The organism is Enterococcus sp. LJL51 (assembly GCF_049894025.1).
Lineage (GTDB): Bacteria > Bacillota > Bacilli > Lactobacillales > Enterococcaceae > Enterococcus_L.
This window is the reverse complement of the sequence record NZ_JBNEQE010000004.1, coordinates 121,413-147,659: the sequence shown is the minus strand read 5'-3', so window position 1 is coordinate 147,659 and position 26,247 is coordinate 121,413. Positions and strand designations below refer to the sequence as shown.

Annotated in this window: 24 protein-coding genes; 15 read left to right on the top strand and 9 right to left on the bottom strand. The window is 39.8% G+C overall.

All coding sequences use genetic code 11. From position 1 onward, the window contains the following. The first annotated feature begins 155 nt into the window (after positions 1-155). Genes ACPWSO_RS05990 through ACPWSO_RS05980 form a run of 3 tightly spaced genes read left to right on the top strand, consistent with a single transcriptional unit; the run spans position 156 to position 4,235 of the window. Positions 156-620, top strand: coding sequence for a MarR family winged helix-turn-helix transcriptional regulator (locus ACPWSO_RS05990; protein ID WP_426081953.1), 465 nt, complete (start codon positions 156-158; stop codon positions 618-620). Continuing rightward, positions 617-2,353, top strand: coding sequence for an ABC transporter ATP-binding protein (locus ACPWSO_RS05985; RefSeq protein WP_426081952.1), 1,737 nt, complete (start codon positions 617-619; stop codon positions 2,351-2,353). The genes ACPWSO_RS05990 and ACPWSO_RS05985 overlap by 4 nt, the downstream gene beginning before the upstream one ends. Further along, positions 2,343-4,235, top strand: coding sequence for an ABC transporter ATP-binding protein (locus ACPWSO_RS05980; protein ID WP_426081951.1), 1,893 nt, complete (start codon positions 2,343-2,345; stop codon positions 4,233-4,235). The genes ACPWSO_RS05985 and ACPWSO_RS05980 overlap by 11 nt, the downstream gene beginning before the upstream one ends. A 195-nt stretch (positions 4,236-4,430) precedes the next feature. Here ACPWSO_RS05980 and ACPWSO_RS05975 read toward each other — a convergent pair whose 3' ends face one another. Further along, positions 4,431-4,910: a glutathione peroxidase gene (locus tag ACPWSO_RS05975; protein ID WP_426081950.1), complete on the bottom strand. Its 480-nt coding sequence runs from the start codon at positions 4,908-4,910 to the stop codon at positions 4,431-4,433. A gap of 124 nt (positions 4,911-5,034) precedes the next feature. After that, positions 5,035-5,991 (bottom strand): hypothetical protein, encoded by a 957-nt coding sequence (locus tag ACPWSO_RS05970; protein WP_426081949.1) that lies wholly within the window; start codon positions 5,989-5,991, stop codon positions 5,035-5,037. Positions 5,992-6,113: 122 nt separating this feature from the next. Between ACPWSO_RS05970 and ACPWSO_RS05965 the strand changes: the two genes are divergently transcribed. The 5 genes from ACPWSO_RS05965 to scrK all read left to right on the top strand — a co-directional run bounded on the left by ACPWSO_RS05965 (position 6,114) and on the right by scrK (position 12,613). Continuing rightward, a complete protein-coding gene (locus tag ACPWSO_RS05965; RefSeq protein ID WP_426081948.1) occupies positions 6,114-7,526 on the top strand; it encodes an FAD-dependent oxidoreductase in 1,413 nt (470 codons plus the stop codon). Between the two features lie 11 nt (positions 7,527-7,537). Next, the gene (locus tag ACPWSO_RS05960) at positions 7,538-8,818 is read left to right on the top strand and encodes a citrate transporter (protein ID WP_426081947.1); all 1,281 of its coding nucleotides are present in this window, start codon (positions 7,538-7,540) and stop codon (positions 8,816-8,818) included. Positions 8,819-8,840: 22 nt separating this feature from the next. Continuing rightward, positions 8,841-10,973: a hydantoinase/oxoprolinase family protein gene (locus ACPWSO_RS05955; RefSeq protein WP_426081946.1), complete on the top strand. Its 2,133-nt coding sequence runs from the start codon at positions 8,841-8,843 to the stop codon at positions 10,971-10,973. A gap of 10 nt (positions 10,974-10,983) precedes the next feature. After that, a complete protein-coding gene (locus ACPWSO_RS05950) occupies positions 10,984-11,622 on the top strand; it encodes a hypothetical protein (RefSeq protein WP_426081945.1) in 639 nt (212 codons plus the stop codon). Positions 11,623-11,734: 112 nt separating this feature from the next. Beyond that, positions 11,735-12,613, top strand: a complete 879-nt coding sequence (gene scrK / locus ACPWSO_RS05945; protein WP_426081944.1) for a fructokinase ScrK — start codon at positions 11,735-11,737, stop codon at positions 12,611-12,613. A gap of 147 nt (positions 12,614-12,760) precedes the next feature. On the opposite strand, the gene ACPWSO_RS05940 is transcribed toward scrK, so the two are convergent. Continuing rightward, a complete protein-coding gene (locus ACPWSO_RS05940) occupies positions 12,761-13,615 on the bottom strand; it encodes a MurR/RpiR family transcriptional regulator (protein ID WP_426081943.1) in 855 nt (284 codons plus the stop codon). 403 nt (positions 13,616-14,018) lie between these two features. Between ACPWSO_RS05940 and ACPWSO_RS05935 the strand changes: the two genes are divergently transcribed. The 4 genes from ACPWSO_RS05935 to efp all read left to right on the top strand — a co-directional run bounded on the left by ACPWSO_RS05935 (position 14,019) and on the right by efp (position 16,037). Beyond that, complete coding sequence (locus ACPWSO_RS05935) at positions 14,019-14,492, top strand: C39 family peptidase (protein WP_426081942.1); 474 nt, start codon at positions 14,019-14,021, stop codon at positions 14,490-14,492. After that, entirely contained in the window at positions 14,493-14,873 is a 381-nt protein-coding gene (locus ACPWSO_RS05930) for a hypothetical protein (RefSeq protein WP_426081941.1), read from the top strand. Positions 14,874-14,904: 31 nt separating this feature from the next. Further along, the gene (locus ACPWSO_RS05925; RefSeq protein ID WP_426081940.1) at positions 14,905-15,348 is read left to right on the top strand and encodes a hypothetical protein; all 444 of its coding nucleotides are present in this window, start codon (positions 14,905-14,907) and stop codon (positions 15,346-15,348) included. 128 nt (positions 15,349-15,476) lie between these two features. Then, positions 15,477-16,037 (top strand): elongation factor P, encoded by a 561-nt coding sequence (gene efp / locus ACPWSO_RS05920; RefSeq protein ID WP_426081939.1) that lies wholly within the window; start codon positions 15,477-15,479, stop codon positions 16,035-16,037. A gap of 144 nt (positions 16,038-16,181) precedes the next feature. Here efp and ACPWSO_RS05915 read toward each other — a convergent pair whose 3' ends face one another. Then, positions 16,182-16,829, bottom strand: coding sequence for a FusB/FusC family EF-G-binding protein (locus ACPWSO_RS05915; RefSeq protein WP_426081938.1), 648 nt, complete (start codon positions 16,827-16,829; stop codon positions 16,182-16,184). Positions 16,830-17,324: 495 nt separating this feature from the next. On the opposite strand from ACPWSO_RS05915, the gene ACPWSO_RS05910 reads away from it, so the two are divergent. Then, on the top strand, positions 17,325-18,017 hold the full coding sequence (locus tag ACPWSO_RS05910; protein ID WP_426081936.1) for a hypothetical protein: 693 nt from the start codon (positions 17,325-17,327) through the stop codon (positions 18,015-18,017). A 167-nt stretch (positions 18,018-18,184) separates the two neighbouring features. Further along, the gene (locus ACPWSO_RS05905; protein WP_426081935.1) at positions 18,185-18,514 is read left to right on the top strand and encodes a thioredoxin family protein; all 330 of its coding nucleotides are present in this window, start codon (positions 18,185-18,187) and stop codon (positions 18,512-18,514) included. Positions 18,515-18,717: 203 nt separating this feature from the next. On the opposite strand, the gene ACPWSO_RS05900 is transcribed toward ACPWSO_RS05905, so the two are convergent. Continuing rightward, the gene (locus tag ACPWSO_RS05900) at positions 18,718-20,169 is read right to left on the bottom strand and encodes an NAD-dependent succinate-semialdehyde dehydrogenase (RefSeq protein ID WP_426081934.1); all 1,452 of its coding nucleotides are present in this window, start codon (positions 20,167-20,169) and stop codon (positions 18,718-18,720) included. A 318-nt stretch (positions 20,170-20,487) separates the two neighbouring features. On the opposite strand from ACPWSO_RS05900, the gene ACPWSO_RS05895 reads away from it, so the two are divergent. Then, positions 20,488-21,354 carry an NmrA family NAD(P)-binding protein gene (locus ACPWSO_RS05895; RefSeq protein ID WP_426081933.1) on the top strand — a complete coding sequence of 289 codons (867 nt, stop codon included), beginning with the start codon at positions 20,488-20,490 and terminating at the stop codon, positions 21,352-21,354. 113 nt (positions 21,355-21,467) lie between these two features. Here the strand turns inward: ACPWSO_RS05895 and ACPWSO_RS05890 are convergent, their stop codons facing one another. Genes ACPWSO_RS05890 through ACPWSO_RS05875 form a run of 4 tightly spaced genes read right to left on the bottom strand, consistent with a single transcriptional unit; the run spans position 21,468 to position 26,074 of the window. Then, positions 21,468-21,902: a GNAT family N-acetyltransferase gene (locus tag ACPWSO_RS05890; protein WP_426081932.1), complete on the bottom strand. Its 435-nt coding sequence runs from the start codon at positions 21,900-21,902 to the stop codon at positions 21,468-21,470. Positions 21,903-21,939: 37 nt separating this feature from the next. Further along, the gene (locus tag ACPWSO_RS05885) at positions 21,940-24,063 is read right to left on the bottom strand and encodes a DUF4129 domain-containing transglutaminase family protein (protein WP_426081931.1); all 2,124 of its coding nucleotides are present in this window, start codon (positions 24,061-24,063) and stop codon (positions 21,940-21,942) included. Continuing rightward, positions 24,060-25,130, bottom strand: a complete 1,071-nt coding sequence (locus tag ACPWSO_RS05880) for a DUF58 domain-containing protein (protein WP_426081929.1) — start codon at positions 25,128-25,130, stop codon at positions 24,060-24,062. The genes ACPWSO_RS05885 and ACPWSO_RS05880 overlap by 4 nt, the downstream gene beginning before the upstream one ends. After that, positions 25,127-26,074: an AAA family ATPase gene (locus tag ACPWSO_RS05875; protein WP_426081928.1), complete on the bottom strand. Its 948-nt coding sequence runs from the start codon at positions 26,072-26,074 to the stop codon at positions 25,127-25,129. The genes ACPWSO_RS05880 and ACPWSO_RS05875 overlap by 4 nt, the downstream gene beginning before the upstream one ends. Between the last annotated feature and the right edge of the window lie 173 nt (positions 26,075-26,247).

Below are 26,247 nucleotides of genomic sequence, written 5' to 3'. Positions count from 1 at the left end.
TTAAAGATGAAATAATGGTTGTTAGTAAACGCTCTCATGAAAAGTGGAATAGTTGAATATAATAGAATAAGAAGTTTTCAGAAATTTTCCTTGACCTTTTCTAAGAGAATGTCGTAAAATAGTTAGGCAACGAACTATTTAAGAAGGAATGAATTATGAGTAAAAAAACAGCGTTACGAGTCAAAATTGTAGCAAATGAGCTGAATCGAAAAGTTGCGGAGCTATTAAAGGAAGACGGTGAACCTTCTTCCGGAATTCAGATGCGTATACTGAATTTCATTGACAGAAAGAACCATAAAGAAGAGCCTGTTTATCAAAAGGATATTGAGCATGAATTTGATATTCGTCGCTCTACAGCCAGCGGTATCCTGCAAAGAATGGAAAAACGCCAGCTGATTGAACGTCAGAGCTGTAAGGATGATAATCGTCTGAAGGCTATTTTTTTGACGCTAAATGGTCAGATAAAGGTAAAGGAAAATATCTGCAAGCTGGAAAAATTTGATAAACAGCTGATTCAGGATATTTCTGAAGAAGAGCTTGAAACATTTTTCAATTTATTGGAAAAGCTATCCGATAATTGTAAAAAAATAGAAATTGGGGAAGGTAGGCGAACTACATGATAAAAAAATTACTTGCTAATGTAGGTGAGTATAAAAAAGAAAGCATCATCACTCCGATTTATGTGACTGGTGAAGTTATCTTAGATATTATTATTCCTTTAGTCATGGCGATGATGATTGATAATGGTATTGAAAAAGGCGATACGAAAGCAATTTTGATGTATGGCGCGTTATTATTCGTATGTGCAGTTATTGCATTGTTTTTGGGCGCGATGTCCGGCCGTTATGCAGCCGTAGCGTCTGCTGGTTTTGCAAAAAATTTGAGAGGCAATTTATTTAAAAAAATTCAAGGCTTCTCATTTTCCAATATTGACCGGTTCTCAACATCCAGTTTGATTACACGGATGACAACAGATGTAACCAATATTCAAAATGCCTATCAGATGATTATTCGTTTGTTAGTAAGAAGCCCGTTGATTTTCATTTTCTCATTAGCGATGGCTTTCAAGATTAACAAAGACTTATCTGTCATTTATTTAGCGGTAGTACCATTTTTGATTATTGGGCTGGCACTGGTCATCTATTTCGCCCATCCGATTTTTGAAAAAGTTTTTCGGATTTACGACCGTTTGAATAATGTGGTACAGGAAAATCTACAAGGAATTCGAGTAGTAAAATCTTATGTGAGAGAAGACTTCGAAGATAAAAAATTCAAAACAGTATCAAAAGATATCTACAAGAATTTTTCTAAAGCTCAAAGTATAGTTGCCTTCAATAACCCTGTGCTGCAGTTTGCAGTGTATACCTGTATGCTGCTGATTTCATGGCTGGGGGCAAAATTTGTAGTGGGCAGTACGCTGACAACAGGAGAATTGATTAGTATGTTTACGTATACTATGCAGATTTTGATGAGTCTGAACATGCTTTCCATGGTTTTTGTTATGGTCATTATAGCCCGCACTTCTGCAGAGCGTGTCACAGAGGTTCTGTCGGAAGAAAGTGATTTGAAGAATAATGCAGATCCATTATACGATGTACCCAATGGATCAGTGACGTTTAAAGATGTTTGCTTTAGCTATGCCAACGATCCGGAAAAGCTGGCGTTGATGCATGCTGACATGAGCATCAAGCCTGGTGAAGTCATCGGGATTGTCGGTGGAACAGGTAGTTCGAAATCGACTATGGTTCAGCTGATTCCCCGATTATATGACGTGACCAACGGAGTTATTGAGGTTGGTGGTCATGATGTTCGGGACTATGATTTGAAAACACTGCGGGATCAGGTAAGTATGGTGCTGCAGAATAATGTACTATTTACTGGAACGATTAAAGAAAATCTCCGCTGGGGAAATGAAGATGCTACCGATGAAGATATCATCAGAGTCTGTAAAATTGCCCAAGCTGACGGATTTATTCAGGAGTTTCCTGATAAGTACGATACAATGCTTTCTCAAGGCGGAAACAATGTGTCAGGCGGACAAAAGCAGCGGTTATGTATTGCCAGAGCACTGCTGAAGCAGCCTAAAATCCTAATTATGGATGATTCAACAAGTGCTGTCGATACAAAAACAGATAGGTTAATTCGAGAAGGAATGAGAAAAGAAATTCCGGGAACAACAACCTTTATTATTGGTCAGCGGGTTTCTTCTGTTCAGGATTCCGACAGAATTATTGTAATGGACAAAGGAATGATTAATGCAATCGGCACACACGATGAACTATTGGAAACAAATCCGATCTATCAGGAAGTGTATGAATCTCAGCAGAAAGGATTTGGTGAAGATGATGAATAATCCGAAAAAAGGTGCACGCGGACCACAACAGCCGCTGAAAACACTAGGCCGTCTGTTTTCTTATATGTTTCAAAAATATAAGTTTCTTCTAATTCTAGTGATTGCCTTCATCCTGATTAGTACGTATGCAAATGTACGTGGTTCTCTGTTCCTACAGGTCGTTATTGATGATCATATCACTCCGCTTTTAGGACAGTCGAATCCAAATTTCTCTGGTCTGCTGAAGGCTATTACAACAATGGCCTTTATCTATGGCATCGGAATTTTATCCAATCTATTTTATAATCTGATTATGGTTCGAATTAGTGAAGGAACACAAAAAGAAATTCGTGATCAGATGTTTACCCATATGGAAACACTGCCGATTGGTTATTTTGACTCAAATTCTGATGGAGATATCATGAGTCATTTTACTAATGATACGGATACGCTAAGGCAGATGATTTCACAAAGTATTCCTAATCTGCTGGCAGCGGTTGTCAGCTTTGTCAGTGTCTTTATTGCTATGTTCACAATCAGTGTTCCGCTGACGTTAATCGTGATTGTCTCAGTAGGTATCATGATTCTAACCATTCGGACAATTGCCGGTCGAAGTGGCAGATACTTTGGTAAGCAGCAAAAAGATTTGGGAAAAGTAAATGGTTATATTGAAGAAATGATGCATGGACAAAAAGTTGTTAAAATCTTTAATCATGAGCCGAAGGTTATTGAAGAATTCAATGAAATCAATGAATCACTTCGTGAGAGTGCCACACAGGCCAATAAATACGCGAACAGTCTAATGCCGATTATGATGAACCTGTTGAATATTCAGTATGTACTGCTGGCCATTATCGGCGGGTTATTCTCAGTCTATGGTATTTCAGGCTTAACGATTGGGATGATTGCTTCCTTCCTGCAGCTAAGCCGGTCATTGAACATGCCGATTAGTCAGGTCTCTCAGCAAATTAACTTTGTTATCATGGCACTGGCAGGTGCTGACCGCATCTTCAAGCTAATTGATGAGAAGTCAGAAGTTGACGATGGGTATGTAACCTTGGTTAATGTAACACGTCAGGAGAACGGCGCCTTAGCAGAAAGCCAAGCCCGGACGGGACTATGGGCTTGGAAGCATCCCCATGAAGATGGAACAGTTACCTATACAGAGCTGACAGGGGATGTTCGGTTTGAAGATGTATCCTTTGGTTATGTAGAAAATAAAAGGGTTCTAAAAGATATTCAGCTTTATGCAGAGCCAGGTCAGAAAGTAGCCTTTGTGGGTGCAACTGGTGCGGGTAAAACAACTATTACCAACCTGATTAATCGTTTTTATGATATTCAGGAAGGAAAAATCCGTTACGATGGAATCAATGTCAAGAAAATTAAAAAGCATTCTCTGAGAAGATCTTTAGGGATTGTCTTACAGGATACACACTTGTTTACTGGTACGATTCGAGAAAATATTCGTTATGGAAAACTTGATGCTAGTGATGAGGATGTTGTTGAAGCAGCTCAGCTGGCAAATGCAGAGGTCTTTATCAATAACCTGCCTGATAAATATGATACAGTCATTACCGGAGACGGAGAAGGCTTGTCACAAGGGCAGCGCCAGCTTTTAGCTATTGCCCGGGCAGCGATTGCTGATCCGCCGGTGATGATTATGGACGAGGCGACTTCTAGTATTGATACTAGAACAGAGAAGCATGTTCAGGCGGGGATGGATCGTTTGATGAACGGGCGGACCGTTTTCGTGATTGCCCATCGTCTGTCAACCATTCAAAATTCGGATGTTATTATGGTAATGGACCATGGTCGAATCATCGAACGCGGCAGTCATGATGATTTATTAGCTGAAAAAGGTGTTTATTATCAACTATATACTGGAAAAGTTGAATTAGATTAATGTAACGTGAAAAAGGAACCGTATAAACCATCGTTTTCTCTAGAAAATAAGATGGCTTATACGGTTTTTCTTGTTAGTATTCTGTTCTGATTAATAGGAGTAAAACGTCCTGTTCCCTATGCAGAAAGAGTATGAGTAAGATCCCCTCAACTCATTTTTCTATACGCTATTCTTTCAGCTTTTGATTTAGAACGATTAGTTTGCAGCCAATAGCGCATCGATATCTGCGGTCATTTTTAGCGGATTAGTTTGAGGTGCATAACGCTGCACAACTTCGCCCTGCTGATTCACCAGAAATTTGGTGAAGTTCCATTTTATCGCACTACCCAATGTACCGCCCGTTTCTTCCTTCAAATAGCTGAACAGAGGCAACGCCTCTTTCCCATTTACCCGGCACAGCTGATGCATCGGGAAGGTTACTCCATAAGTTAGGCGGCAGGCTTCCGCAGCCTCCTGACCATTTTCAAGCTCTTGTTTAAATTGATCGGATGGGAAACCCAGAACAACTAAACCTTGATTCTTATACGTTTTATATAATTCTTCCAGTTGTTCAAACTGAGGTGCCAGTCCACATTTTGTTGCGGTATTTACAATAATTAGGGGCTGACCTTTATAGCGGTCAAGTGAATAGGTTTCTCCGTTTTCAAGTGTTGCTTCAAAATCATAAATGGACATGCAAATCCCTCTTTTCCTGTATCTGTCTGTGTAATTCCTGCAAAAGCTTCTATTGCAAGTTTTTATATTATCAGTATAGTACGAAATGAGGAATAACACACGGTAAACAGCTCACTTGCACCTTTCAAATGTGAAGAAAAGTATAGCTGGTTTTGGCGTAGTAGGGCTTATCTATTGTAATTAGAGCAGCTTCTAAATCGTTTGCTGGAAGCTGTGTTTCAAAAGTAATACCTGCATATCTCGGATAACAGCGCCCGTCAATGCTAAAGGCAGGTTGTTCCTGATTAAAGGTGAAAATGACTGCGGCCGGCAAGGTCGTTTTAATGCGAACGGCTCGGCCGTTTTTTTTATGCCGAATTAGTCCCTCTTTTTTCTCTCCCAGTTTAAACGTTGTATCCAGACCACCGTAGGCTGCTAGATTACTTAGTGATTTTCCTGTAGGCTGAGTAAAATCCCATTGGCTGTTGGTCGGAATAGATGAAAGTCCGGAAATCAGTTTTTGCTCATTCTCCAAATAGTAAGCTGTACTATCTAGGTAAAGTGAATGGCTTTCGACAGAGTCAAAGAGATTGCCGTTCAAGTTAAAATAGATATGATTAGTTGGATTAAAAAAAGCTGTACGCTCTGTACGAGCGGTGATTTCCATAGTCAGCTGTTTTGATAATGTTAGAGAATAACAAACTTCAGCCTCCAACTGATTTTTCCTATCAGAAAAAGAAAAAATAAGCTGAGCAGTATCCTCTGTTTGCTGAATGGTGTATCGCCATAGCTGCTTATCATAACCCGCTGTTCCCCCGTGAAAATGCAGCGGGGCTCTATTTTGTTCTAGGCTGGTATGACGAGGATGATATCGTCCTGCTAAAGGAGCGACAACTGCTCCTGAATAGGTTCGCTCTTTTATCCATTCCAACGGATTGTCAGGTATTAATGTCACATTTTCATAGTTTTTGTTCTTATCTGAAAATTTTATTCCATAAATAGCACTCCCTAAATTGCTAAAGGTTACAGAGAACTCATCTTCTATTGAAAAGCTAATGAAATGAACGTCTTCGGTGACTTTTACTTTACTTATCTGGATCATGTGGTCAGCCCCTTTCAAAATTAGTATAGCATATTTAAGAATATTTTTTTCATAAATGTTGACATTTTTTGAAAATATTGTATTATGTGTGTAAGCGCTAACCTATTAAGGAGGAATTTCAGATGATTCATGTAAAGGATTTGAAAGAATCTTACGATGTCATTGTTGCAGGAGGAGGGATGTCTGGTGCCTTTGCTGCAATTGCTGCAGCAAAGAATGGAGCGAAGGTACTAATCATTGATCAAAATGGCTATTTTGGCGGAACGTTGACTGCGAATGGTGTTGGACCAATGATGACATTTTTTGCAGGCGAAAAACAGGTAATTCAAGGATTAGGGGAAGATATGGTTCAACGTCTCGTGAAGCGGGGCTACTCGCCAGGACATGTGTTGGATTCAACGAATTATATTTCCTATGTTACGCCTTTTTCTGCAGAGGGTTTAAAAATGGTGCTGGATGAGATGGTAACGGAAGCTGGCTGCGACGTGCTTTTCCATACGTACCTGATAGATGTTGAGCTAAAAGAGAAGGAGTTGACAAGTCTTGTTGTCTCTAACAAGGACGGCATTTCAAGAATTCATGGAAAAGTTTTTATTGATGCTTCAGGAGATGCTGATTTAGCAACACAGGCCGGTATTCCTTTTCAGCTAGGTAGAGAAGCAGATAACGCCATGCAGCCAATGACAATGAATATGAAGGTCTATGGTGTGGATACAAAGGCTTTAAGACAGGCAGTTTTGGCTGAACCGGAAAAATTTCCACGCCTGAATAGAGATCTCAATGTGATGAAAAATACGGAAATCCTATCATTTGTAGGGTTTGATGAAGAATTCAAAAGAGCCAAGGAAAATGGTGAAATCTCTATTCCAAGAGAGGATATTCTCTTTTTTGAAACAGGCACACCGGGAGAATTCATTATGAATACTTCTAGAATCATTAATGAAAGCGGTGTATCTGCTGCAGGCTTGACAAGGGCGGAAATGTTGGGAAGAGAACAATGTGAGGAGCTTTATCGGTTCCTTGTAAAAAATATTCCCGGCTTTGAGCAGGCCCAGGTAGCCTACACTGGACCAAGCGTTGGCGTTAGAGGCACCAGACAAATCAGAGGAGTTTACACACTGACGAATGAAGATGTGCTGGAAAATAAAGATTTTCAAACAGCAATTGCACATTCCGGTTATCCGATTGATATTCACAACCCTAAGGGAGAAGGAACAGTATCTGTTCACAGTAATCAAAATGAAGAGCTTCAGGATCATGCATTTAACAGAGATGCCTTCAATAGCTATTATAAAATTCCTTATGAAATCATGATTACGAATGAGTTAGATAATTTGATTGTAACCGGACGATGTGTTTCAGCTTCCTTTGAAGCGCAGGCGGCAATCCGCACGACGCCGACAATGACTGCCATCGGACAAGCAGCCGGGACAGCAGCAGCACAGGCCGTTAAATGGGGGCAGTCAGTAAAGGAAATTGATATTCCGAAATTACAGGATACATTAATTAAACAAGGAAGCTATATCGAAAAATAGGAGGAGAAGAGATGGAAACAGTACAGTTAATTGGTATTTTACTTGTGTTTTTAGTAATGGTCGGCTTAATGATGACGAGGAAGGTGCCGACAATTCTTGCCCTTCCTATTATGGCAATAGCTATATCTTTTATTGCCGGCATTCAGTTTATGTCGAATGACGGGGAGCAGTTTACGATTGTAAAGGATGTTCTGGAAGCTGGTTCGATGCGGATGTCAACAGCTATCTCCGGATTGATTTTTGGATCACTGTTCGGTAAGGTGTTAAGCAAAGTTGGCGTAACAGAAACAATCATTAAGAAGGCAGCGGAGATGGCAGGAGATAAAGCCCTGCCGATAGCTTTGTCCTTCCTGGCAGTATGTTCCGTTATTTTTGCTGCCAGCAACGGCTTGGGAATGGTTATTTTGGTTGGAACGATTATTATCCCAATTATGATTTCAGCGGGTCTGTCGCCAATGGTCAGCGGGATTATTCTTTTGCTGGCAAACGGGATAGGAGTGACTTTCTCCGTATCAACACTAGCAGTTTATATTGATGTATTAGGGTTACCGCTGGAAACAGTAACTTCTTATTCCTGGCTGGTCGGCGTTCCGCTAATCATCGTATCTGTCTTAATGGTATTTTACTATATCAAGTTTCAAGGGAAACGCCGGAAGGCATGGGCAATGCCTGTAAAGCAAAGAAATAATGGACAGGTTCGAAGCATAGCCCTGATTTCACCAATTATCCCAGTCGTTTTAGTATTTGCCTTTAAAGTTCCGTTGGTTGCTTCCATTATTATTGGTATTGCAGCGGCTCTGCTATTAAGTACACCAAAAAATCCGATTCATGTAGTCAGCAGCTCCTTTGTTGAAGGGATTCAGGATGTAGCTGGTGCGGCTGGTCTGATGATTGGCATCGGGATGCTTTTAAATGCAGTAATGTCTGTTGAAGTTTCACAAATTCTGCAGCCGGCGATTTCCATGATGATTCCTAAAAATCAACTGATGTTTATTCTAGTCTTTGGCTTGCTGTCGCCGTTAGCTATCTATCGCGGTCCATTAAATGTTTGGGGTCTAGGCAGCGGGATTATTTCTTTACTGGTTGCCGGCGGTATGAATCCGATAGCAGCAATGGTAGCATTGCGCTTAGATAGTAATGTTCAAGCTGTCTGTGATCCGACAAATTCACATAATGTCTGGGTATCAGATTTCACAAAAACAGATGTCAACGAAGTCTTGAAGAAAACAATTGTCTGGATTACTGTATCCACAGTCATTGGATTGATTGTATCTTCATTCTTCCTATATTAAGAGACGGTTGGAAGGGATTAGTATGAGTAAAAAAGTAAGAATCGGTATTGACGTAGGCGGTACATTTACAGATGCAGTTGCCATTGATAATGAAACCTATGATGTGATTGCAAAATTGAAAATTCCTACTACCCATGAAGAGGGCGTAGCTCAGGGGATAGTTACAATTATTCAGAAGCTTTTAACAGAAAATAAGATTGCGCCGGAAGATGTAATGTTCATAGCTCATGGGACAACACAGGCAACAAATGCACTTCTTGAAGGTGATGTTGCCAAGGTTGGAGTTATCGGGATGGGCACAGGAATGGATGCCCGAACAGCCAAGAAAGAAACAGCTATTGAGCATATTGAACTGGCACCTAACAAGTATCTAAGCTCTGAGCATTTATTCATTGACTCAGCCAAATTAAACAATGAAGCGATAGAAGCGGGTATCCGCACATTAGTAGGAAATGACTGCCAAGTAGTTGTGGCCAGTGAAGCCTACTCGGTAGATGATCCGGAAAATGAGCTGACTGTGATCAAAAAGGCACAGGAAATGCAGCTCTATGCGACAGGCGGTCATGAGATTTCTCAGCTTTACGGTTTGAAAATGCGGACGCGGACAGCGGTAGTTAATGCTTCGCTGATTCCCAAGATGATGCAGACGGCAAACATGACAGAGGATGCGGTCCTAAATACTAATATTCAGTCCAATCTGATGATTATGCGTTGTGACGGCGGTGTGATGAGCATTAACGAAGTGAGACAACGACCGATTTTAACTATGCTGTCTGGACTTGCGGCTGGTGTAGCTGGTGCACTGATGTATGAAAAAGTCAGCGATGGCATTTTCTTTGAGGTTGGCGGTACAAGTGTGGATATTTCGGTCATCAAAAATGGAAAAGTAATGATTAAATACGCTCAGGTTGGCGGACACAAAACCTATCTACGTTCATTGGATGTTCGGACGCTGGCAGTTGCAGGCGGTAGTATGATTCGGGCAAAAGGTGGGAAAATCATTGATGTAGGTCCTCGAAGTGCCCACATTGCCGGGCTCGAATATGAATGCTTCACAGATAAAGAAAACTTGGCTGACCCTGTTATTGCATTTGTCTCCCCTCGTGAAGGAGATCCCAATGAATACGCAGTGGTTCAAAGCAGTACCGGAAATACCTACTCTTATACATTAGCTGGAGCGGCCAACCTATTGGGCTATGTTCCAGCAGGAGACTATGCAGAAGGAAAGCGGGAAAGTAATCAGGCAGCCTGGGAGGCGTTAGGTGCTTATCTTGGCATGTCGGCAGAAGCAGCAGCTAAAGAAGTTGTACGCTTGGCAATGGAAAAGCTGGAGCCGGTTATCGATGAACTCATTGACGAATATGAGATGGACCGCAGCTTTATTACCTTAGTTGGCGGCGGCGGCAGCGGAGCTATCGTTGTACCTGCACTGGCAGAACATTTCAATTATAAATGGAAGCTGGCTAAGAATGCGCCTTATATTTCTACGATTGGTGTGGCGCTGGCTATGGTACGGGAACAGATTGAACGGTCTGTTAATAATCCTACAGAGCAGGATATCAAAAAAATCAGAGCAGATGTCATTGAGAAAATTATTCAGTCTGGTGCCAATGAAGAAACAGTAGAAGTCAATATCGAAATTGATTCTCAGCGAAACATCGTTCGAGCAGTGGCGACGGGGGCAACAGAGCTAAGGCAAAAAAATCTCGGAGCAGCAGATGTTACTGAAGACGAGCTGAGACAAATCACTTCAGAAGCTTTAGGTATTGATGGAAATACAGTGCAGAGGATTGCTCAAATTGGCCGCTGGAATTTGATGGATGCTTTAGTCGTTAAGAAGAAATTCTTGTTTAAGAGTAAACAGAATAATGTTTGCGTAGTGGATCGGGAAGGGGTAGTGCGCTTTAAACGAAGCAATGCCCACTATCTGACTTTCAAGAAAAATCAGACAGAATCTGATTTCCTGTCCTTCGTAGATGACTATACAATCTATTCAGACGCCAATGCGACTATCCCTAAGGTATTTCTATTTTATAAAGAAAAAATGCTTGATTTGACTGGGATGCAGACAATTGAGCAGTTGACGTCTATAATGGATGTAGAGACAGAAAATCTTGAACCGGATGAGGAAATTATTGCTGTCGCTTATAAATAGAGGTGAAAATATGATGGATTTTTCTGATGGGTTTTTAGGCTATTTAGAGTTGAAGCAGGATTTGCTGTTCCATAAAATTCCAGATGAAAAAGTACCCTATTATGTCCGAGAGGCTCTAGAGATTGGGCGAAAATTAGGGCAAGAGTTCAAGGGGAAATCTCCAGAGGAATTACTAGCTGATAGAAATATTGCTGTTAAGACAGATGAGGGAGACGGCAGTTTTTTTAAGGTAACTTTTAGGGCCCAGTTTGAAGCAGACCGGAAAGGCAATCATCAGGTACTTATCTATGACCAGTCAATCCGAGCACTAGCTGAAGCTAACCAACTGGAGATGGAGGCGATGAAGAATATTGTGCTGATGCATGAGTTCTTCCATTATCTTGAATATGGTCATGGATTAATGGTTCCCGATCAGTTGGAGAATATCGAATCTTTTCAGTTCTTAGGCTTATCAAGGAAGGCGAAGGTTCAGCGGACGAGCGAAATTGCTGCCAACAGCTTTACAAAAGAAGCACTGGACTTGCCTTTTCTACCGAGCTGCTATGACTATATTTATCTGCTTAAAACAGGAGGTATAACTGAATCTGAGCTTGTAAGTGAACAACAGCAATATAAAAAGCTTTTTGAAAAAGTTGAAAAAAGTAACTAGAAATAGAGGACAACAGCAGCTTTTTAAATTAGAATAGAAGAGAAATCGTGTATAAGGTTCAATAGACTTTGTACACGTTTTGTCTTTAGAAATGAGAGTGGAGGACAGAAGGATGAGTAAGTTATTAGGCAGCATTGAAGCTGGAGGAACGAAGTTTGTCTGTGCAGTCGGCAATATGAACTTTGAGGTACAGGATACTGCTGTTTTTCCAACAGGAAATCCAGAGGAGACGATGGCTAAAGCCATTGAGTTTTTCAGCAACTATGAGATTGCTGCAATTGGGATTGGGTCTTTTGGCCCTGTCGATGTGAATCCGAATTCAGAAAAGTATGGTGAAATTTTAGCTACTCCTAAATTAGAATGGCGAGGGTTTAACATTCTCAAGGCACTGAAAAAGCAGTTGGATGTTCCCGTATTTTTGACAACAGATGTCAATTCAAGTGCTTTTGGTGAGTATACAAAGGGCGCTGCACAGGAAGATAACTCCTGCGTTTATTATACAGTAGGTACTGGGATTGGCGGTGGCGCAATTCAAAATGGAGAATTTATCGGCGGCTTCACCCATACTGAAATGGGGCATGCTTACGTAAAACGTCATCCGCTGGACGCTGATTTTAAAGGAGTCTGTCCTTCACATGGCGCAGACTGTCTGGAGGGGCTAGCCTCGGGACCAAGTCTGCAGGCTAGAACGGGTCTTCGAGGTGAAAAGGTGGGGGAAGAGCATGATGTCTGGGCTATTGAAGCGTACTATATCGCTCAGTTGGCTTTTAATACTCGTCTGAATTTTGCACCGGAACGGATTATTTTCGGCGGTGGAGTGATGCAGCAGGATCACTTGATGGAAAAGGTTCGTGCCATTTTTAAAGAACTGAATAATGGGTATGTAGATGTTCCCAATTTGGATACATATATTATAAATCCAGCTATTCCAGGCAATGGCAGTGCAACAATCGGCAACTTTGCCTTGGCATTGCGCGAACTGAAAAAATAAAAAAAGAGAATAGGAAATAATAAATTCTCAGACTCTTAGTCTACCTAAATCCGAATAAGCGAAGATTCGAAAGCTGCTTATTCAAAGATAGGCCGTACTATATTGAAAATGGGTGCCAACCATTTTCGTATAGTACGGCCTTTTTTATTACCATTCATATTTTGATGAATCCGCAGATTGAAAGGAATTAATAATCGTATCGCTGCTTAGCTTACGCTGCCGCAATCCACGATTGTCTCTCAAAATTGTGGCATAGATAATATCAAGAATTAGTGAAATCATTGGTGAATTTGAGAGAACTAGCGGATTATTCGCCATGACATGATCCGGTGTAATAATCTTTATGTCAATAAGATCATTGATTTTAGGATTATCATTTCCCGATAGAAGCATTGTTTTAACATTCTTCTTTTTGATATTCGATAAGAAAGGAATAACATCCTTGCTGATTACAGAAGGAACGACCGCAATCAAAAGGGAATCACTGTTCATGTTTTCAATAGATAGTTGTGCCTCCAGTGATTCCTTCAAGGTTGTAACATCCAAACCAATTTGCCGCAGTTTAAAAGCAAATTCATCGCTGATAAAGGATGTCGTATAAATTGACAGGATAAATATTTTGCGTGAAAGGATAATGGAGGAGGCTGCGTCTTCTATTGTCTTCTCATCCAGCAAAGCACAGGTATTCAGCAGCATTTTCTGGTAATCATGAGTGACGTACTCTAATAGATTGGATTCATCAACGGCTTCATCGCTAAACTTGTCAAATTGTGTATTGCTTTGGGCTAAGGCAATTTTAAATTTATTGAATCCCTTATAGCCAATTTTCTTGCAAAAACGATTAATACTAGCTTCAGAAGTATTGATTTTTCTTGCAAGAGTAGTAATTGTATTTGTAATGACGAAATCAGGATTTTCTATCACAAACTGACTTATTTCATACTCGCTTGTCGTAAAGGTTGATTCAAGAGAAATGATTTTTAAAATCACTGCAGACTGCATAATGACACCTCTTCTAAAAGTTCTTACCCATCATTATAGCAGATTATCAGATGTCGTGTGTGGATAAAAAACTGTTTGCTTTTTGCATACTTAAAAGTAAGTAGAATGAAAATAAAAAATCAAAAAAAATGATAGGCTTTGCCAAATTTTTTACGCTCATTATGTTGAAGGTAAAGGCTTATCTCCAATAAGGCTGTAGTCAAGTTAGCAGAAATGACAGAAAAATGAATGAATGTATAGAGAAATACAGAAAGACTATTGCCTAAATAGCTAGAACAGGGTACTTTAAAAGTAATAAGAAAGAATGAACACTGGGAAGGTTTAGCTAAGAAAGGCAGAGGAGAACTTTTTTTCTGAAATAAACAAGTTGTTTGGCTGGTTGAACAACTACGGAGGGATTATGATGAAAAAGAGGAACAGAAAATTCTGGTTTTTAGGAGGAGCAGTTATTCTCATGATTTTCCTAATCTTTTTAGGAGGAAGAATCCTAAAGAAAGAATCAGGAAAATCAACTGATGCTACAATTGGCTCGTCAATCAACGAGGGCAGACCTGCAGTCAGCTCGTCAAGCTCGATAGAGAAAGATGACGGAGATCGTATTCCCAGCAAAGAAATCAGTACAAGTGAGCAGCAGAGTACAATGAGCGACACGTCAAATGAGAGAAAACACGAATATGAAACTGTGCTGGGCGTAGAGATTGAACGGAAAATAAGTTTGCCAATTAGACAGCGAATACAAGAGACAAATTACTACTGTGTACCAGCAACTGTCCAAATGCTGCTGGAGAGTTTTGGTTTTGATGTTGAGCAAGAAATAGTGGCACAACAAATGAAAACGAGTTCTGTTACGGGTACAGAATATATTGAGATGGTTTAAGTGATTAATGCTTATTTATTTGATAAGGAAATAGCGGATGAAGGTGAATCAGGCTATCGGGTACAAGTAGTTGCTGCTAATGAAACGGAAGAGGGAGAGAATTTATTTAAAAAAAGAATAAAAAATAATATTGATAATGGCTATCCAAGCTTTGCAGCAGTGGATTTGAATAAATTATATCCCGATTTACCTAGAGCGAATCATATGATATTAATAGTTGGTTATGCCACTTATAAAAATAGTGAAGAAATTGCATTTTATTATATAAATGATCCCTATCCTCTTGTTCAAGACCCAGTTTTTGGAAATCAAAAAATAGTTCCGGAATACGAGCTGTTTGAAGCAATCACTCAAAATGAGGAGCCTGCATATATTTGGTAAGGATTTGTATAAAAAGAACAGGGGGATAGTGATGAAAAAGCGGATGGTTGTTCTTTGTTTTCTTCAGTTGATCATTCTAGGTTCTTGTAAAAATAATTCTGAGCGAACTAAGGAGATACTGCCTGAATCAAGCTATTTAGGAGAATGGAAAGTAACCTATACAAATGACCAGAATTTAACTTATGATTTTTTGGAAGACAAGATAATTATAAAGGATGGAAATGGTAAGAGCAGTACATTGCCTTATCATGTAAATCAGAAAACAGACAAATATATTAATTTTACAGAGGCAGATAGTGAAATGGAGATAACACTTACGCTCCATTTCCCCTACACTACAGATTTGTCAACAGCAGTTCTCTTGTCCAACGTGACGAAAGAGGAGCCTTTGTCAGATAACTTATTTGCTGTGATGAATCGGGAGGAGTACATTGATTATACTCCATACTATGATTATCAAGAATATTTAGAATGAAAAAATCAAGCAGCAAAAAGAAAAAAGTGAGAAATTGATGATCTGTTCCGTTATTTCCTAGCTTAACGTTAGGGAATTTGCTACAATGATTTGGAGATTATTTTTTTAGAAAAGAGGAGGATCATCCCATGATTGCAATCAGTGATCTTAAATCAGGAATGACATTTGAACAAGATGGTAAATTAATCAAAGTATTAGAGGCAAGCCACCACAAGCCTGGTAAAGGAAATACAGTTATGCGTATGAAGCTGAAGGATGTGCGTTCAGGTTCTACCACTGAAACAACGATGCGTCCAGATGATAAGGTGAAAAAGGCTCATATCGATACAAAACCTGCGCAATACTTATACAGCCAGGACGATACAGCAATTTTCATGGATATGGAAACATATGAGCAATATGAAATTCCAACTGAAGCAATTGATGAAGAGCTAAAATATCTTTTAGAAAATATGGAAGTTAAGATTCAGTTCTACGGTTCAGAAGTAATAGGTATTACTTTGCCGACTACAGTTATTTTGACTGTAGCTGAAACACAGCCTTCAATCAAAGGGGCTACAGTTACAGGCTCTGGTAAACCAGCAACAATGGAAACTGGCTTAGTAGTGAATGTTCCTGACTTTGTTGAAGCAGGTGAAAAGCTGGAAATCAATACACAAGAAGGTACTTACCTGAAACGTGCAAAATAAAAAATGAAAACCGGAACGGTATTTGAGGCCGTTCCGGTTTTTTTATATGCTTGTGGAAGGAAAACGTTGCTTATGGTATCTTTCCTTAAGACGAATACAATGCGCCTAAAAAGCTGAAAATAGCAAATGTATGCACAGATTTAGTTATTTTGCTGCCTGAACATTTTTAATAAAGGCAGAAAGTTCTTCTGTTTCCAGCAGTTGATGGTTGCATTGATCACTATCGTGACAGATATAGTTGCCCTTCTTTGTATACGTACCATCGCTGGCTGTTTTGGTTGTTGCCAAAAACAGTGAGACATTAGAAATCGTTTTACAAATTGCACAGGCACCCTTAATGATTTCAGGAGAAAGGACGCCGGAAACACCAACTAGCTTATCCCCTTGATGAGTGATAATAAACTTTCTTTGTGTTCCAGGATCGTTCCAGCCTACATAGGTGTGATCTCTTAAATCCAGCTCAGACCATTCTGGAATTTTTAGTTTTTTTGTTTTTCGAAACAATTTAGTCAGCTGAGGATTAGAAGGCGGATCAAAAGGAATAACCTGCTCTTTAAGCGTAGCAAGATAGCGCTCCATTCGACTGCGGGTTATTCGGATATTCATCATTTTTTCCATAAAAGCATCTACCTCAGGCTGTCCTTCTGGAAAAAGCTCATTGATTTTTCCAATTGCCAATGCCTGAATCGTTTTCACTGTCCCAGAATCATTGACTGAGGTATAGGTATTTATCAGCGTTTCTGCCTGATTTTTCACGTAATTATATTCATATGGTTGAATTGTTGGGTTCATTTGTTTGTTCCTTTCAAATAATTTCTATGGTCAAAATACCTTGATGAAAGGCAATGATTATTCCAACAAAGTATTTTGTTAGTGAGTAAAATCCTGGGCTGTTAAAGAAGATATAGTAGCGTATATCATAGCATCACCCCCCTTAATAAGAATTAGTTTATAATGCAGCCTGCAAAGCGGCTGTTAGATTGCTTAGATATATCGTCTAGTATAACGCAATGACTGGAAAATAAAAATTATTCTACTATAGAATGGCTGGAAAGACAAGGGACGCTGTTTATAAATACCAGAGATTGATAAGGTTATATTTTGTGTAAATGTAAAGAAATAGAGAATCGTTTAATGTCGATTGAAAATAGGAAGCTTGTAGTAGTAAAAAATATATATTGCTCACAATTGAATTGAAATATTAATAATTTTGATTGTAAAAAATATTGATAAGATTTTTATTTATGTTAAAATTTTATTGTAATTATAAAAAAAGGAGATGTAAAAATGAAAAAAAGTTTAAAATTGGGATTTTTAGTTACCGGTTTAATTACTGGTGTGCTTGCATTAGGAATCAATCACCAATCTCAGATTTCAGAAGCAGAGGATGAGGTGGCTTCTACAAGAAGTATCAATTATTTCTATAGCGCTGATTTAAATTTAAGACATATGAACAATAGAAATCCGGAAGAGCCGACAGCACCAATTACGATGACTATTAATCATTATGTAGATGGCTATACGGGAGAGTACTATATATATAAACAGGAGTATTTTTTTAATTTGAAAGAAGGCAGAACTTTTTATCCAGAGGAGCATTATTTGAATTTTGATTTTAATGAATGGGAACCAGAATATTCACATACTAATTTAGAAACAGATGAACCCTTCCAAATTACTGAGGATAATAGAGGAATGACCATTAATTATTACTATAAAGCGGATTTAAATCTTTCTATTCAAAGCTCTGGGCAAGAACATCCGGAGAATAAGCCTGTTGTAATGACATTAAATCACTATGTAGAAAATGGTTCTGCATATGGTTACCATATTTATAAACAGGAGACCTTCTATCATTTGGATAAATCACAAAGAGTATTCTCACCAGCAGATCATTATTTAAACTTTGATTTTACCGAATGGGAACCAGAGTTCTCTCATACAAACCTAGAATCGGATGCACCGTTTTATATTGAATAATTAATGTTAGAAAAGGGGATTATTTTATTATTCCCTTTTTCTTTTTTCAGAGAAAAATTACTATCAAATACAAGAAAAAGATGTAAGCAATTTACTAGTCTTTTCCTACCCTATTATGCTATATTTGGTTAAAATTGGTCAAAGATTTCTTTGAAGGAGTGATGGATATGGCTAATTTACATAGTATAGAAGAAATTCGTTCATTTGTTGCAGAGAATAAATGGGCATTCCTTTATGTTTCTCAGCAAAATTGTTCTGTCTGTCATTCTGTCCTACCCAAATTGAAACAGCTGCTGGCACAATACCCAGACATCCAATTGGGGGAAGTAGATGGTGAAGAGGTGAAAGCTGTATCTGCTGAATATCAGATTTTTTCAGCACCAACGCTGCTGCTTTTTATTGACGGCAAAGAATTTATCCGCGAAGGTCGATTTGTTCAGTTTCAAAAATTAGCGTTTGATATTGAACGGTTATATACCTTTGAAACAGAGCTGTAGGAAGAAACGAGTGGGACTAGAGCGATTAGTGGAATAAGTAGTAAAGGTGGCAGCCGGCAATCTTTACTTGAAACGAATGATGAACTAGTGGTTTTTCACTATCAGAATGTAGGATGACTAATCTGAAGTAAGCTGAACCAAAAAGTTTTTTTTAAATTAAAGAGCGCAACAAAATGAATCGTTCGTTTTGTTGCGCTCCATTATTATGCTTTGATTGTAATGAATTTTATAACAACATATTCTTCAATACCGTAAGCACCGTTTTCTCTACCAAAGCCGGAATGCTTCACACCGCCGAAGGGGGTAGCTGAATTAGAGATGTCCACATCATTCACGCCAACCATGCCATAGGCTAGTTTTCGACTGACATTTGTGATGGTATGGATGTTATCGGCAAAGAAGTAAGAAGCTAAACCAAAAGGTGTATCATTGGCAGCTTTAATCACTTCTTCCTCATCGGAAAAAGTAATCAGCGGAATGACCGGACCAAAGGTTTCTTTATAATAGATGTCCATGTCTGTAGTAACTCCATCCACTATGGTAGGTTCAAAAAAGAAGCCGTCTGCATAGGCACCACTTGTTAACTGACTCCCCCCATAGAGAATGTCAGCACCTTTGTCAGCTGCGTCCTGCAGCTGCTTTTTGACTTTATCCAAGCCACCCTGATTAATTAATGGACCTGTTGTGGGGTTATCCAATCCATTTCCAACAGTCACTTCTTTTATTTTTTCAAGAATAAGTTTTGTTGCTTCAGATTTAATCTCTTCGTGAATAAAAATCCGATTTGGCGAGGTGCAGACCTGCCCGTTGTTTCTAAATTTTGCAGCAATCAGACTGTCCGCTGCCAAGTCTAAATCAGCATCAGGAAAAATGATGAAGGGGGCATGTCCTCCTAACTCCATAGAAACCTTTTTCAGTGTAGAAGCAGCTTGCTCATTTAATAACTTTCCTACCTCAGTCGAACCAGTAAAGGTTAGTTTTTGAATCTCTTCGGACGTAGCAAGAATTTCTCCAACTATTTTGGATTTTCCCAGAACAACATTGACCACACCATCAGGAAAGCCTGCTTTATCGAAAAGCTCCATCAATGCTAGCGCTGAAAGTGGTGTTTCAGAAGAAGGCTTCAAAATTACTGTACAGCCTGCTGCGATTGCCGGGGCGATTTTGCGGATAATCATATTAGATGGAAAGTTCCAAGGCGTAATAGCTGCAACAACACCTATCGGCTGCTTTTCAGCAAGCCATTGCTTATCGTCGGGAGAAGGAATAATATCCCCGTAGATTCGTTGAGCTTCGCTGGCGTTCCAACGTAGATTTTCAATATTGGTTTGAATTTCTGCTGTGGCTTGCTGTAGTGGCTTCCCCTGCTCCATCGTCATGATGGTTGCCAGACGTTCTTGATCGTCAGAAATCAAATCTGCCGCTTTATTCATCAAGTCAGCCCGTTCAGCTGGCGATGTTTTAGACCATTTAGAAAAAGCAGAGGCAGCAGCTTCGACTGCACGTAAAGTTTCATTTCGGCCGCCTTGCTGAACAGCTGTCAACGTTTCACCAGTAGCAGGATTGATTACGGACTTTGCTTCTTCAGAGCCATCTAGCCATTGTCCATTGATATAGAGACGAGTTTCAACGTTCGGTAATTCATTTCGTACCATAGTTTCTCCTCCTTGTCTTTCTATAAAAAGCGTAACATAGATAAAAAATCGACACAAAATAAACGCCCATACTTGTTTTAGAAGGGCGTTCTGTCTATCTGACAGGCTTTTTCCAGTTACTATGAGCGGATAGCTCTTTACGTATTTTCAGCTGAGGGATAAATCGTGTGAGAATAATTAAATTTCTCTCTTTTTATAGTACATTCTGTAGCTATTACTGTATTGATATTATTTTTTGAGGTAAAATTGTTATAACAAAACGCTTGTTTTGTAAATGGATAGTGGTCAATTAATATGAAGAAAACAGGAGGAAGAGCAATGATACTTGTAACTGGTGCAGCCGGAAATGTCGGCAAAAGAATAATCACTGAATTAGTCAATAGAGGACTTTCAATCAAGGCATTTGATATTAATCCCAAAGTAGAAGAATTAAAAGCGCTTGGTGTTTCTGAAACGATGGTCGGAGATGCACGTTCAGCCGAAGATATTGTTAAAGCTCTGGCAGGCTGCGAGCAAGTGCTTTATATTCCGCCGATGTTTGTCTATGATGAAGCGGAAATCGCCATGCATTTTATTGACGAGGCTGTTCGGGCAGAAATTAGTCAGTTTGTGATGATGACCGTTACACACCCGCTTATGTCTACTCTTCCTCAGCATACTCAGAAGTTGAAAGCAGAAGAATATTTGGTATATAAGGGATTATCCGCTGGATTGAATTATACAATCCTTCAGCCTATGCATTATATGCACAATTTTCTGGTTCCCGTAGTCTGGGAGACAGATGCTTATCAGTGTTTTTACACAAAAACAACGAAGCTTAGCTATGTAGATGCTGCTGATGTGGGAGCGGTAGCAGCTAAGATATTAACAGAAGCCGGCCATCAAAATGCGACCTATGAGCTAGTCGGGGATGATTTTCTTTCACCGGTAGATATGGTAGAAGTGTTTAACCGGATTACTGGAAAAGAGGCAGTTTGTGACCAGGTTCCAGTGCAGCAGATTATCAACTATTTTGAAACGGCAAAATATGACAGCTACTTCGTAAAAACATTTGAACAGCTTGCAAAGACGTATAGTGAATACGGCATTGCCGGCAATAGTCATGTGCTAACCTGGTTATTAGGAAGAAAGCCAACTAGTTTTGAAGAGTATGTTCTGCGTGAATGCAAGGAAAATAATTTGTAAATCTCATAGTTGGGCAATCGCTAATACAGCAAAAGAAAAGAAGTAATTTTTATTATAGAAATAAAAGAGAAAGGTTAGGGCAGGATCATATGCGCCTAACCTTTCTTCATTATTTATTGAGCCTTTCTCAGGTGGAGAATCGGATAAGCTCTGTTTTGTCCGTCAGTAGGACTCTCGCTGATTATGGAAAAGCCATTTTTTAAATAAAAGGCTGTTGCCTGCGGATTGTCTTTATTAACGTCTACTGAATCAACTGATTGTTTCATTGTTAGGTATTGTAGAATTTGCCCGCCATATCCTTGACGAAAATGATTGGGATCAATAAAGAGCATTTCTAAATGGTTGTCGTTAGTTCCAGAAAAACCAACCAGCTCTTCTTCATTAAACCATAGAAGAAGTTTAACGAAAGGGAAGTAGGAAGGAATTTCCTTTTTCAACTTATTTCTGTCAGCTTCCGATAAAAAATGATGAGTGGCAATGACGGAACGTTCCCAAAGAGCTATTAAAGCGGGATAATCATTTTTTTCGGCTGATTTTTGTTTTAACATAATGGGCACCCTTCTATTTATAGATTTAAAGCTATAGTTAAGTTAGCGAAGCCAGTATTTGAGCTGTTTTCTTCAACAGCTCATCATATTGTCCAGCATTGACTACGCTGTTTCCGTAAAGAGTCTGTTCATAGAGTGCGGTTAGCTCACTGAAGCTGTGTCCTAGCGATGGATAAGTCAGCTCCAGCCGCTGTCCATAAGGAGCCAGAGGTTCCTCAGCTTTACGCACCAGCTTTTTCTCTGCTTGTTTTAACAGATGCTGATAAGCACCAATGAAATCGGCTGGTCTCATTTTTCGATAAAGTTTAAAGCGAAGCAGGAAGAAATTCTTTCTTAACAAGAAAATACCAATGACTAGGAAGAGTCCAAGTAAACCAAAAGCATAAGGTCGAATGGAACGCCAAATTTCATCAAAAGAAATGGCTGAGTCCTTCTCTGCTTCAGCAGCCTGTTGTGTGCTGTTGGACGTGGTATTTTCGGTCTCAGTTGAGGAAGAATTGCTGGTTGACGACGGGCTCTCTGAGGACTCAGAGGCTGCTGTATTTTCTTCCGATTCTGGATTGCTGAAGCTGGGCGTAGGTTCAAAAGGTATCCAGCCGTAGCCCTTGAAATAGACCTCCGGCCATGAATGGGCATGACTGTTGCGGATAGAAAACTCTTTTCGGCCGTCCTGATATTCTCTGGTGATTTCGCCGGAGGCAAAGCCTTTAGCCCAGCGGCTGGGAATCCCCAAAGAACGCAGCATGACAATCATTGCGGAGGAAAAGTTGTCACAGTACCCTACTTTAGAGTCAAAAAGAAAATAGTCTACATAATCCCGTCCTTCTGGAAGAAAAGGTGTGTCCGTTTTAGAATATTGAAAGGTTTCCTCTGTTTTTAGATACTGTTCGATTGCCTTAACCTTGTCATAAATCGATTCTTCATTCTGAGTAAGGGAAAGCGCTAGCTCATAAACACGCGGGAGCGCAGTTGGCAGCATGGTATTTTGTAGGTCTGCGACTCCTTCGTTCGCCTGCTGGAGATCGCTTTCCTGATAAGCGGGTTCTTGCCAGACGAAAGATAGTTCTGTAGCTGGAGACGTAAAATTAATCCGATTTTTTTCCGGAATCCGTTCTATTGTCTGACCCGAAGATAAAAAGAGCTGAAAGCTCCCATAGGGCTGCGGCAGGTAAGATATACCAGAATCAATATTCATTGTTATGGGCGTCTCTGAAGCAAACATTCCCTGATATTCAGGGTCAGTCACTAAAAGTGCTGAGGGGTCTGTTTCAGTATCAATGGATTCAGTAAAGGTTTGCCAGCCAGTACCCGTATAGTAGTTTTTAGTTTCCACACGCCAGTAATGCGGCTTACTTTGAATAGCTGTAAAAAGAATGGTGGGATCATCTGTTAAAGGACCGCCTAACTGCCGGTCATCCTCACCAAATCCACTGCGTGAAGCACTGGAGGTTCCGTACCGATTGATTTGTTCGTAGAGACCTTTACTATTTGCATAATTTCGAACAGCAGCTGTTTGATAGAATAGAAAGCTTTGTGCTTGCGGGAAAAATTTATACATGGAATAGGCACTCCCGCTTATAAATAAAAGTAAAATACTACTGTATAAGAATAATTTATTACGTGAAAAAGCAACTGTCTGCTGTTTCAACTGATGGAACAGGATTGAAGCACAGGTAATTATAAGTAATGGAATCCCCAACTGAATTTGATTAACAACAGTTAACAATAAATGATAGCCGATAATTAAAAGCCAGGACAGCCAAATCCGCTCATAGTGAATGAGCAGTACAGCAAGAGCAATCAAAAAGAAAAGGATGATGACAAGAGCTATTGTTTTTGGCATATAGTTCAGCTCGCCGGCAAGAATTTGCTGGTGAGACACTAGCATTTCCTGATAAAAAGCTGTTGGCCAGTCAGGGATGAGTGATTGTCCCAAAGGAAAATAGATATACAGGCTGATAAAATAGCAGCAAAGATACAGCGGAACAGTAATGACAAACTGTCTGAATAAAAAAGTAATAAGACAGATTGCGGCAAGTATCGTTAGAAAAAAACTTCTATGCCCCAGCTGATAAACATCCAGAAAGGGAAAGCTGGCCGCGGCTAAAATGATAAAGCTTAACAATGGAGAGTACCAGTTTTGCTTTAGCCGTTCCTTCATAGTCTGACCTCCTCTGTATCAATAAAGCGGTCCTCATTTTTCCATTGAAGGCAAAGTCGCCCTTCTTTAAATGTAACCAGAAACAGCTCATTTGTTCGCTGGAGCTTTTCCAACTGAGCATTTAACTCTTCAGAATATTCAGGAGCAAAAATTACCAGCTTTTTATTTGTAAGCCGCGGCAGGGGTTGTTCAGTTTGAAGCGGCTTGATAACTGCAAAGAGCTTGTCTGAAGAGGTTTCAGCAGGATAATCTGCTAAGAGAATTTGTGTCCTAGTTAATTGCTTATCTAATAACCCTGTAAAGGAATAGTAGATAGACAGCAACTCTTCGAATAAAGGAGAAGGAGCGCCATAAAAAAGCAGCTGCGGCTCTTGCTCTGCCTGTGTCTCATACTCTTTTACTATTAGCTCGTTTCGTTTGCCGGATTGTTTCCAGTCAATCATTCCCAGCGGATCGCCGGAATGATGGGGACGTAGGCTGCGTATAACAAAGGTCCGGTCGCCAAAAGGAGAACGGAAATGAGGCTGCAGCGTCAAAATTTCCTGCAGCAGCTGTTCGGCAGCTGCCTTCTGTTGTTTTGGAAGAACAAAGAAAGGTCCTTCTACCGATAGTTCTCTCTGCTTTGAAAAGAGCATCAGAAAATCTGTACTGCTTAGCAAAAGCGGTAGGCTCTGAAAAACACCTCTTTTTTCAGGCTGCCAAACAAAATGCAGTTTTTTAGGTTTGCCAGAATAAAATGGAAACGAATAGTTTTCATTTTTCTCTAGGGGAATCAACCCAGTAGTCAGTAATACCAAAGGAAACAGGATTGGGCGATAACCAAACATTTCCAACTGCAGCTCTCCAGAATAATTAACGGTAAAATTCATGGCACCAGTTGCTTCCATTCGAATATTTTTAAGTGTAGAAGTTAGACTGAGAAAATCAGCGATTACTAAACCTGTCATAAAAAAGAATACTATCCAGCCAGTTGAGTTATTGAAAACAGCTGCGTAAAGAAATAGAAGCCCATAAATCAAACAGACAATCAGCAGCTGCAAACTGTTTTTTAGCTTGTATACGTTCATAGCTGTTTCCTAATGGGAACCGGAACACGTCTAAGTATTTGTTCCATAATTTCTTGAATCTGAGCCTCATTAGCTGTGTGATTGTTTTTTAGCAGAAGTCGATGACCAAAAACAGCCGGCAGGATTCGCTGAAGATCATCCGGCGTAACGAAGGTTCTGCCCTCTGTCAAAGCAAATGCCCGGGCAGCTTTGATAAATGCTAAAGAACCTCTAGGGCTGATACCTAACGCAATACTGTCATGTTCTCTGGTTGCTTGAACCAGCTGCAGTGCATAACGGGCAATCTGCGGGTCTACATAAACCTCATCGACTAATGCTTTCAATTGAGTAACTTCAGCTGCATTAAGGACCTGCCGGATTGAAACCAGCTGATCTGACTGCCTGTTCAAAAGAAGCTCTAATTCATCTGCAAACTCAGGATAGCCAATGTGAAGGCGGAATAGGAACCGGTCAAGCTGGGCCTCCGGTAAAGGATAGGTTCCTTCATAATCAACTGGATTCTGCGTAGCTAAAACAAAGAAATGTTCATCCAGTGTATAGGTGTGATTATCGATGGTCACATGCCTTTCGGACATTGCTTCTAATAACGCAGCCTGGGTTCTTGGCGTAGTCCGATTAATTTCATCAGCTAAAAGAACCGTAGTAAAAATTGGTCCTGGATGAAATTCGAATGCTTGAGACGCAGTATTGTAAACAGTGATACCTAAAATATCACTTGGTAGTAAGTCTGGTGTGAATTGAATCCGACTAAATTTACCATGGATGGCTTTTGCCAAAGTTTTGACCAGCATGGTCTTTCCAACACCGGGGATGTCTTCAAAGAGAACATGTCCGCCAGCTAAAAAAGCGGCAACGGTCAATTGGAGAACCTCTCGTTTTCCTAAGATTACCTTTTCCATTTCATCAATTAGCAGACTAATTTTTGACTGGGTAGTGTTCAACATACTAATTTTTCCTCCTTTTATCTATAGAAAATCCCGTAAAGAACATGGGGATGGTGCTGGATTCTGTTTCTGTAGAGCGGCTAAAAAAGCTGCTTTTAGTCAGTTGGTTCAAGTAGAGAGCCTGGCAGCGTTTAACACAGAGTGGTGAATTTGTACAGATACCAGATAAATGT

Bases quoted from the DNA above. Each gene is read 5' to 3' on its own strand.
- ACPWSO_RS05990 (WP_426081953.1), top strand. From the start codon at position 156: ATGAGTAAAAAAACAGCGTTACGAGTCAAAATTGTAGCAAATGAGCTG.
- ACPWSO_RS05985 (WP_426081952.1), top strand. From the start codon at position 617: ATGATAAAAAAATTACTTGCTAATGTAGGTGAGTATAAAAAAGAAAGC.
- ACPWSO_RS05980 (WP_426081951.1), top strand. From the start codon at position 2,343: ATGATGAATAATCCGAAAAAAGGTGCACGCGGACCACAACAGCCGCTG.
- ACPWSO_RS05975 (WP_426081950.1), bottom strand. From the start codon at position 4,910: ATGTCCATTTATGATTTTGAAGCAACACTTGAAAACGGAGAAACCTAT.
- ACPWSO_RS05970 (WP_426081949.1), bottom strand. From the start codon at position 5,991: ATGATCCAGATAAGTAAAGTAAAAGTCACCGAAGACGTTCATTTCATT.
- ACPWSO_RS05965 (WP_426081948.1), top strand. From the start codon at position 6,114: ATGATTCATGTAAAGGATTTGAAAGAATCTTACGATGTCATTGTTGCA.
- ACPWSO_RS05960 (WP_426081947.1), top strand. From the start codon at position 7,538: ATGGAAACAGTACAGTTAATTGGTATTTTACTTGTGTTTTTAGTAATG.
- ACPWSO_RS05955 (WP_426081946.1), top strand. From the start codon at position 8,841: ATGAGTAAAAAAGTAAGAATCGGTATTGACGTAGGCGGTACATTTACA.
- ACPWSO_RS05950 (WP_426081945.1), top strand. From the start codon at position 10,984: ATGATGGATTTTTCTGATGGGTTTTTAGGCTATTTAGAGTTGAAGCAG.
- scrK (WP_426081944.1), top strand. From the start codon at position 11,735: ATGAGTAAGTTATTAGGCAGCATTGAAGCTGGAGGAACGAAGTTTGTC.
- ACPWSO_RS05940 (WP_426081943.1), bottom strand. From the start codon at position 13,615: ATGCAGTCTGCAGTGATTTTAAAAATCATTTCTCTTGAATCAACCTTT.
- ACPWSO_RS05935 (WP_426081942.1), top strand. From the start codon at position 14,019: ATGAAAAAGAGGAACAGAAAATTCTGGTTTTTAGGAGGAGCAGTTATT.
- ACPWSO_RS05925 (WP_426081940.1), top strand. From the start codon at position 14,905: ATGAAAAAGCGGATGGTTGTTCTTTGTTTTCTTCAGTTGATCATTCTA.
- efp (WP_426081939.1), top strand. From the start codon at position 15,477: ATGATTGCAATCAGTGATCTTAAATCAGGAATGACATTTGAACAAGAT.
- ACPWSO_RS05915 (WP_426081938.1), bottom strand. From the start codon at position 16,829: ATGAACCCAACAATTCAACCATATGAATATAATTACGTGAAAAATCAG.
- ACPWSO_RS05910 (WP_426081936.1), top strand. From the start codon at position 17,325: ATGAAAAAAAGTTTAAAATTGGGATTTTTAGTTACCGGTTTAATTACT.
- ACPWSO_RS05905 (WP_426081935.1), top strand. From the start codon at position 18,185: ATGGCTAATTTACATAGTATAGAAGAAATTCGTTCATTTGTTGCAGAG.
- ACPWSO_RS05900 (WP_426081934.1), bottom strand. From the start codon at position 20,169: ATGGTACGAAATGAATTACCGAACGTTGAAACTCGTCTCTATATCAAT.
- ACPWSO_RS05895 (WP_426081933.1), top strand. From the start codon at position 20,488: ATGATACTTGTAACTGGTGCAGCCGGAAATGTCGGCAAAAGAATAATC.
- ACPWSO_RS05890 (WP_426081932.1), bottom strand. From the start codon at position 21,902: ATGTTAAAACAAAAATCAGCCGAAAAAAATGATTATCCCGCTTTAATA.
- ACPWSO_RS05885 (WP_426081931.1), bottom strand. From the start codon at position 24,063: ATGAAGGAACGGCTAAAGCAAAACTGGTACTCTCCATTGTTAAGCTTT.
- ACPWSO_RS05880 (WP_426081929.1), bottom strand. From the start codon at position 25,130: ATGAACGTATACAAGCTAAAAAACAGTTTGCAGCTGCTGATTGTCTGT.
- ACPWSO_RS05875 (WP_426081928.1), bottom strand. From the start codon at position 26,074: ATGTTGAACACTACCCAGTCAAAAATTAGTCTGCTAATTGATGAAATG.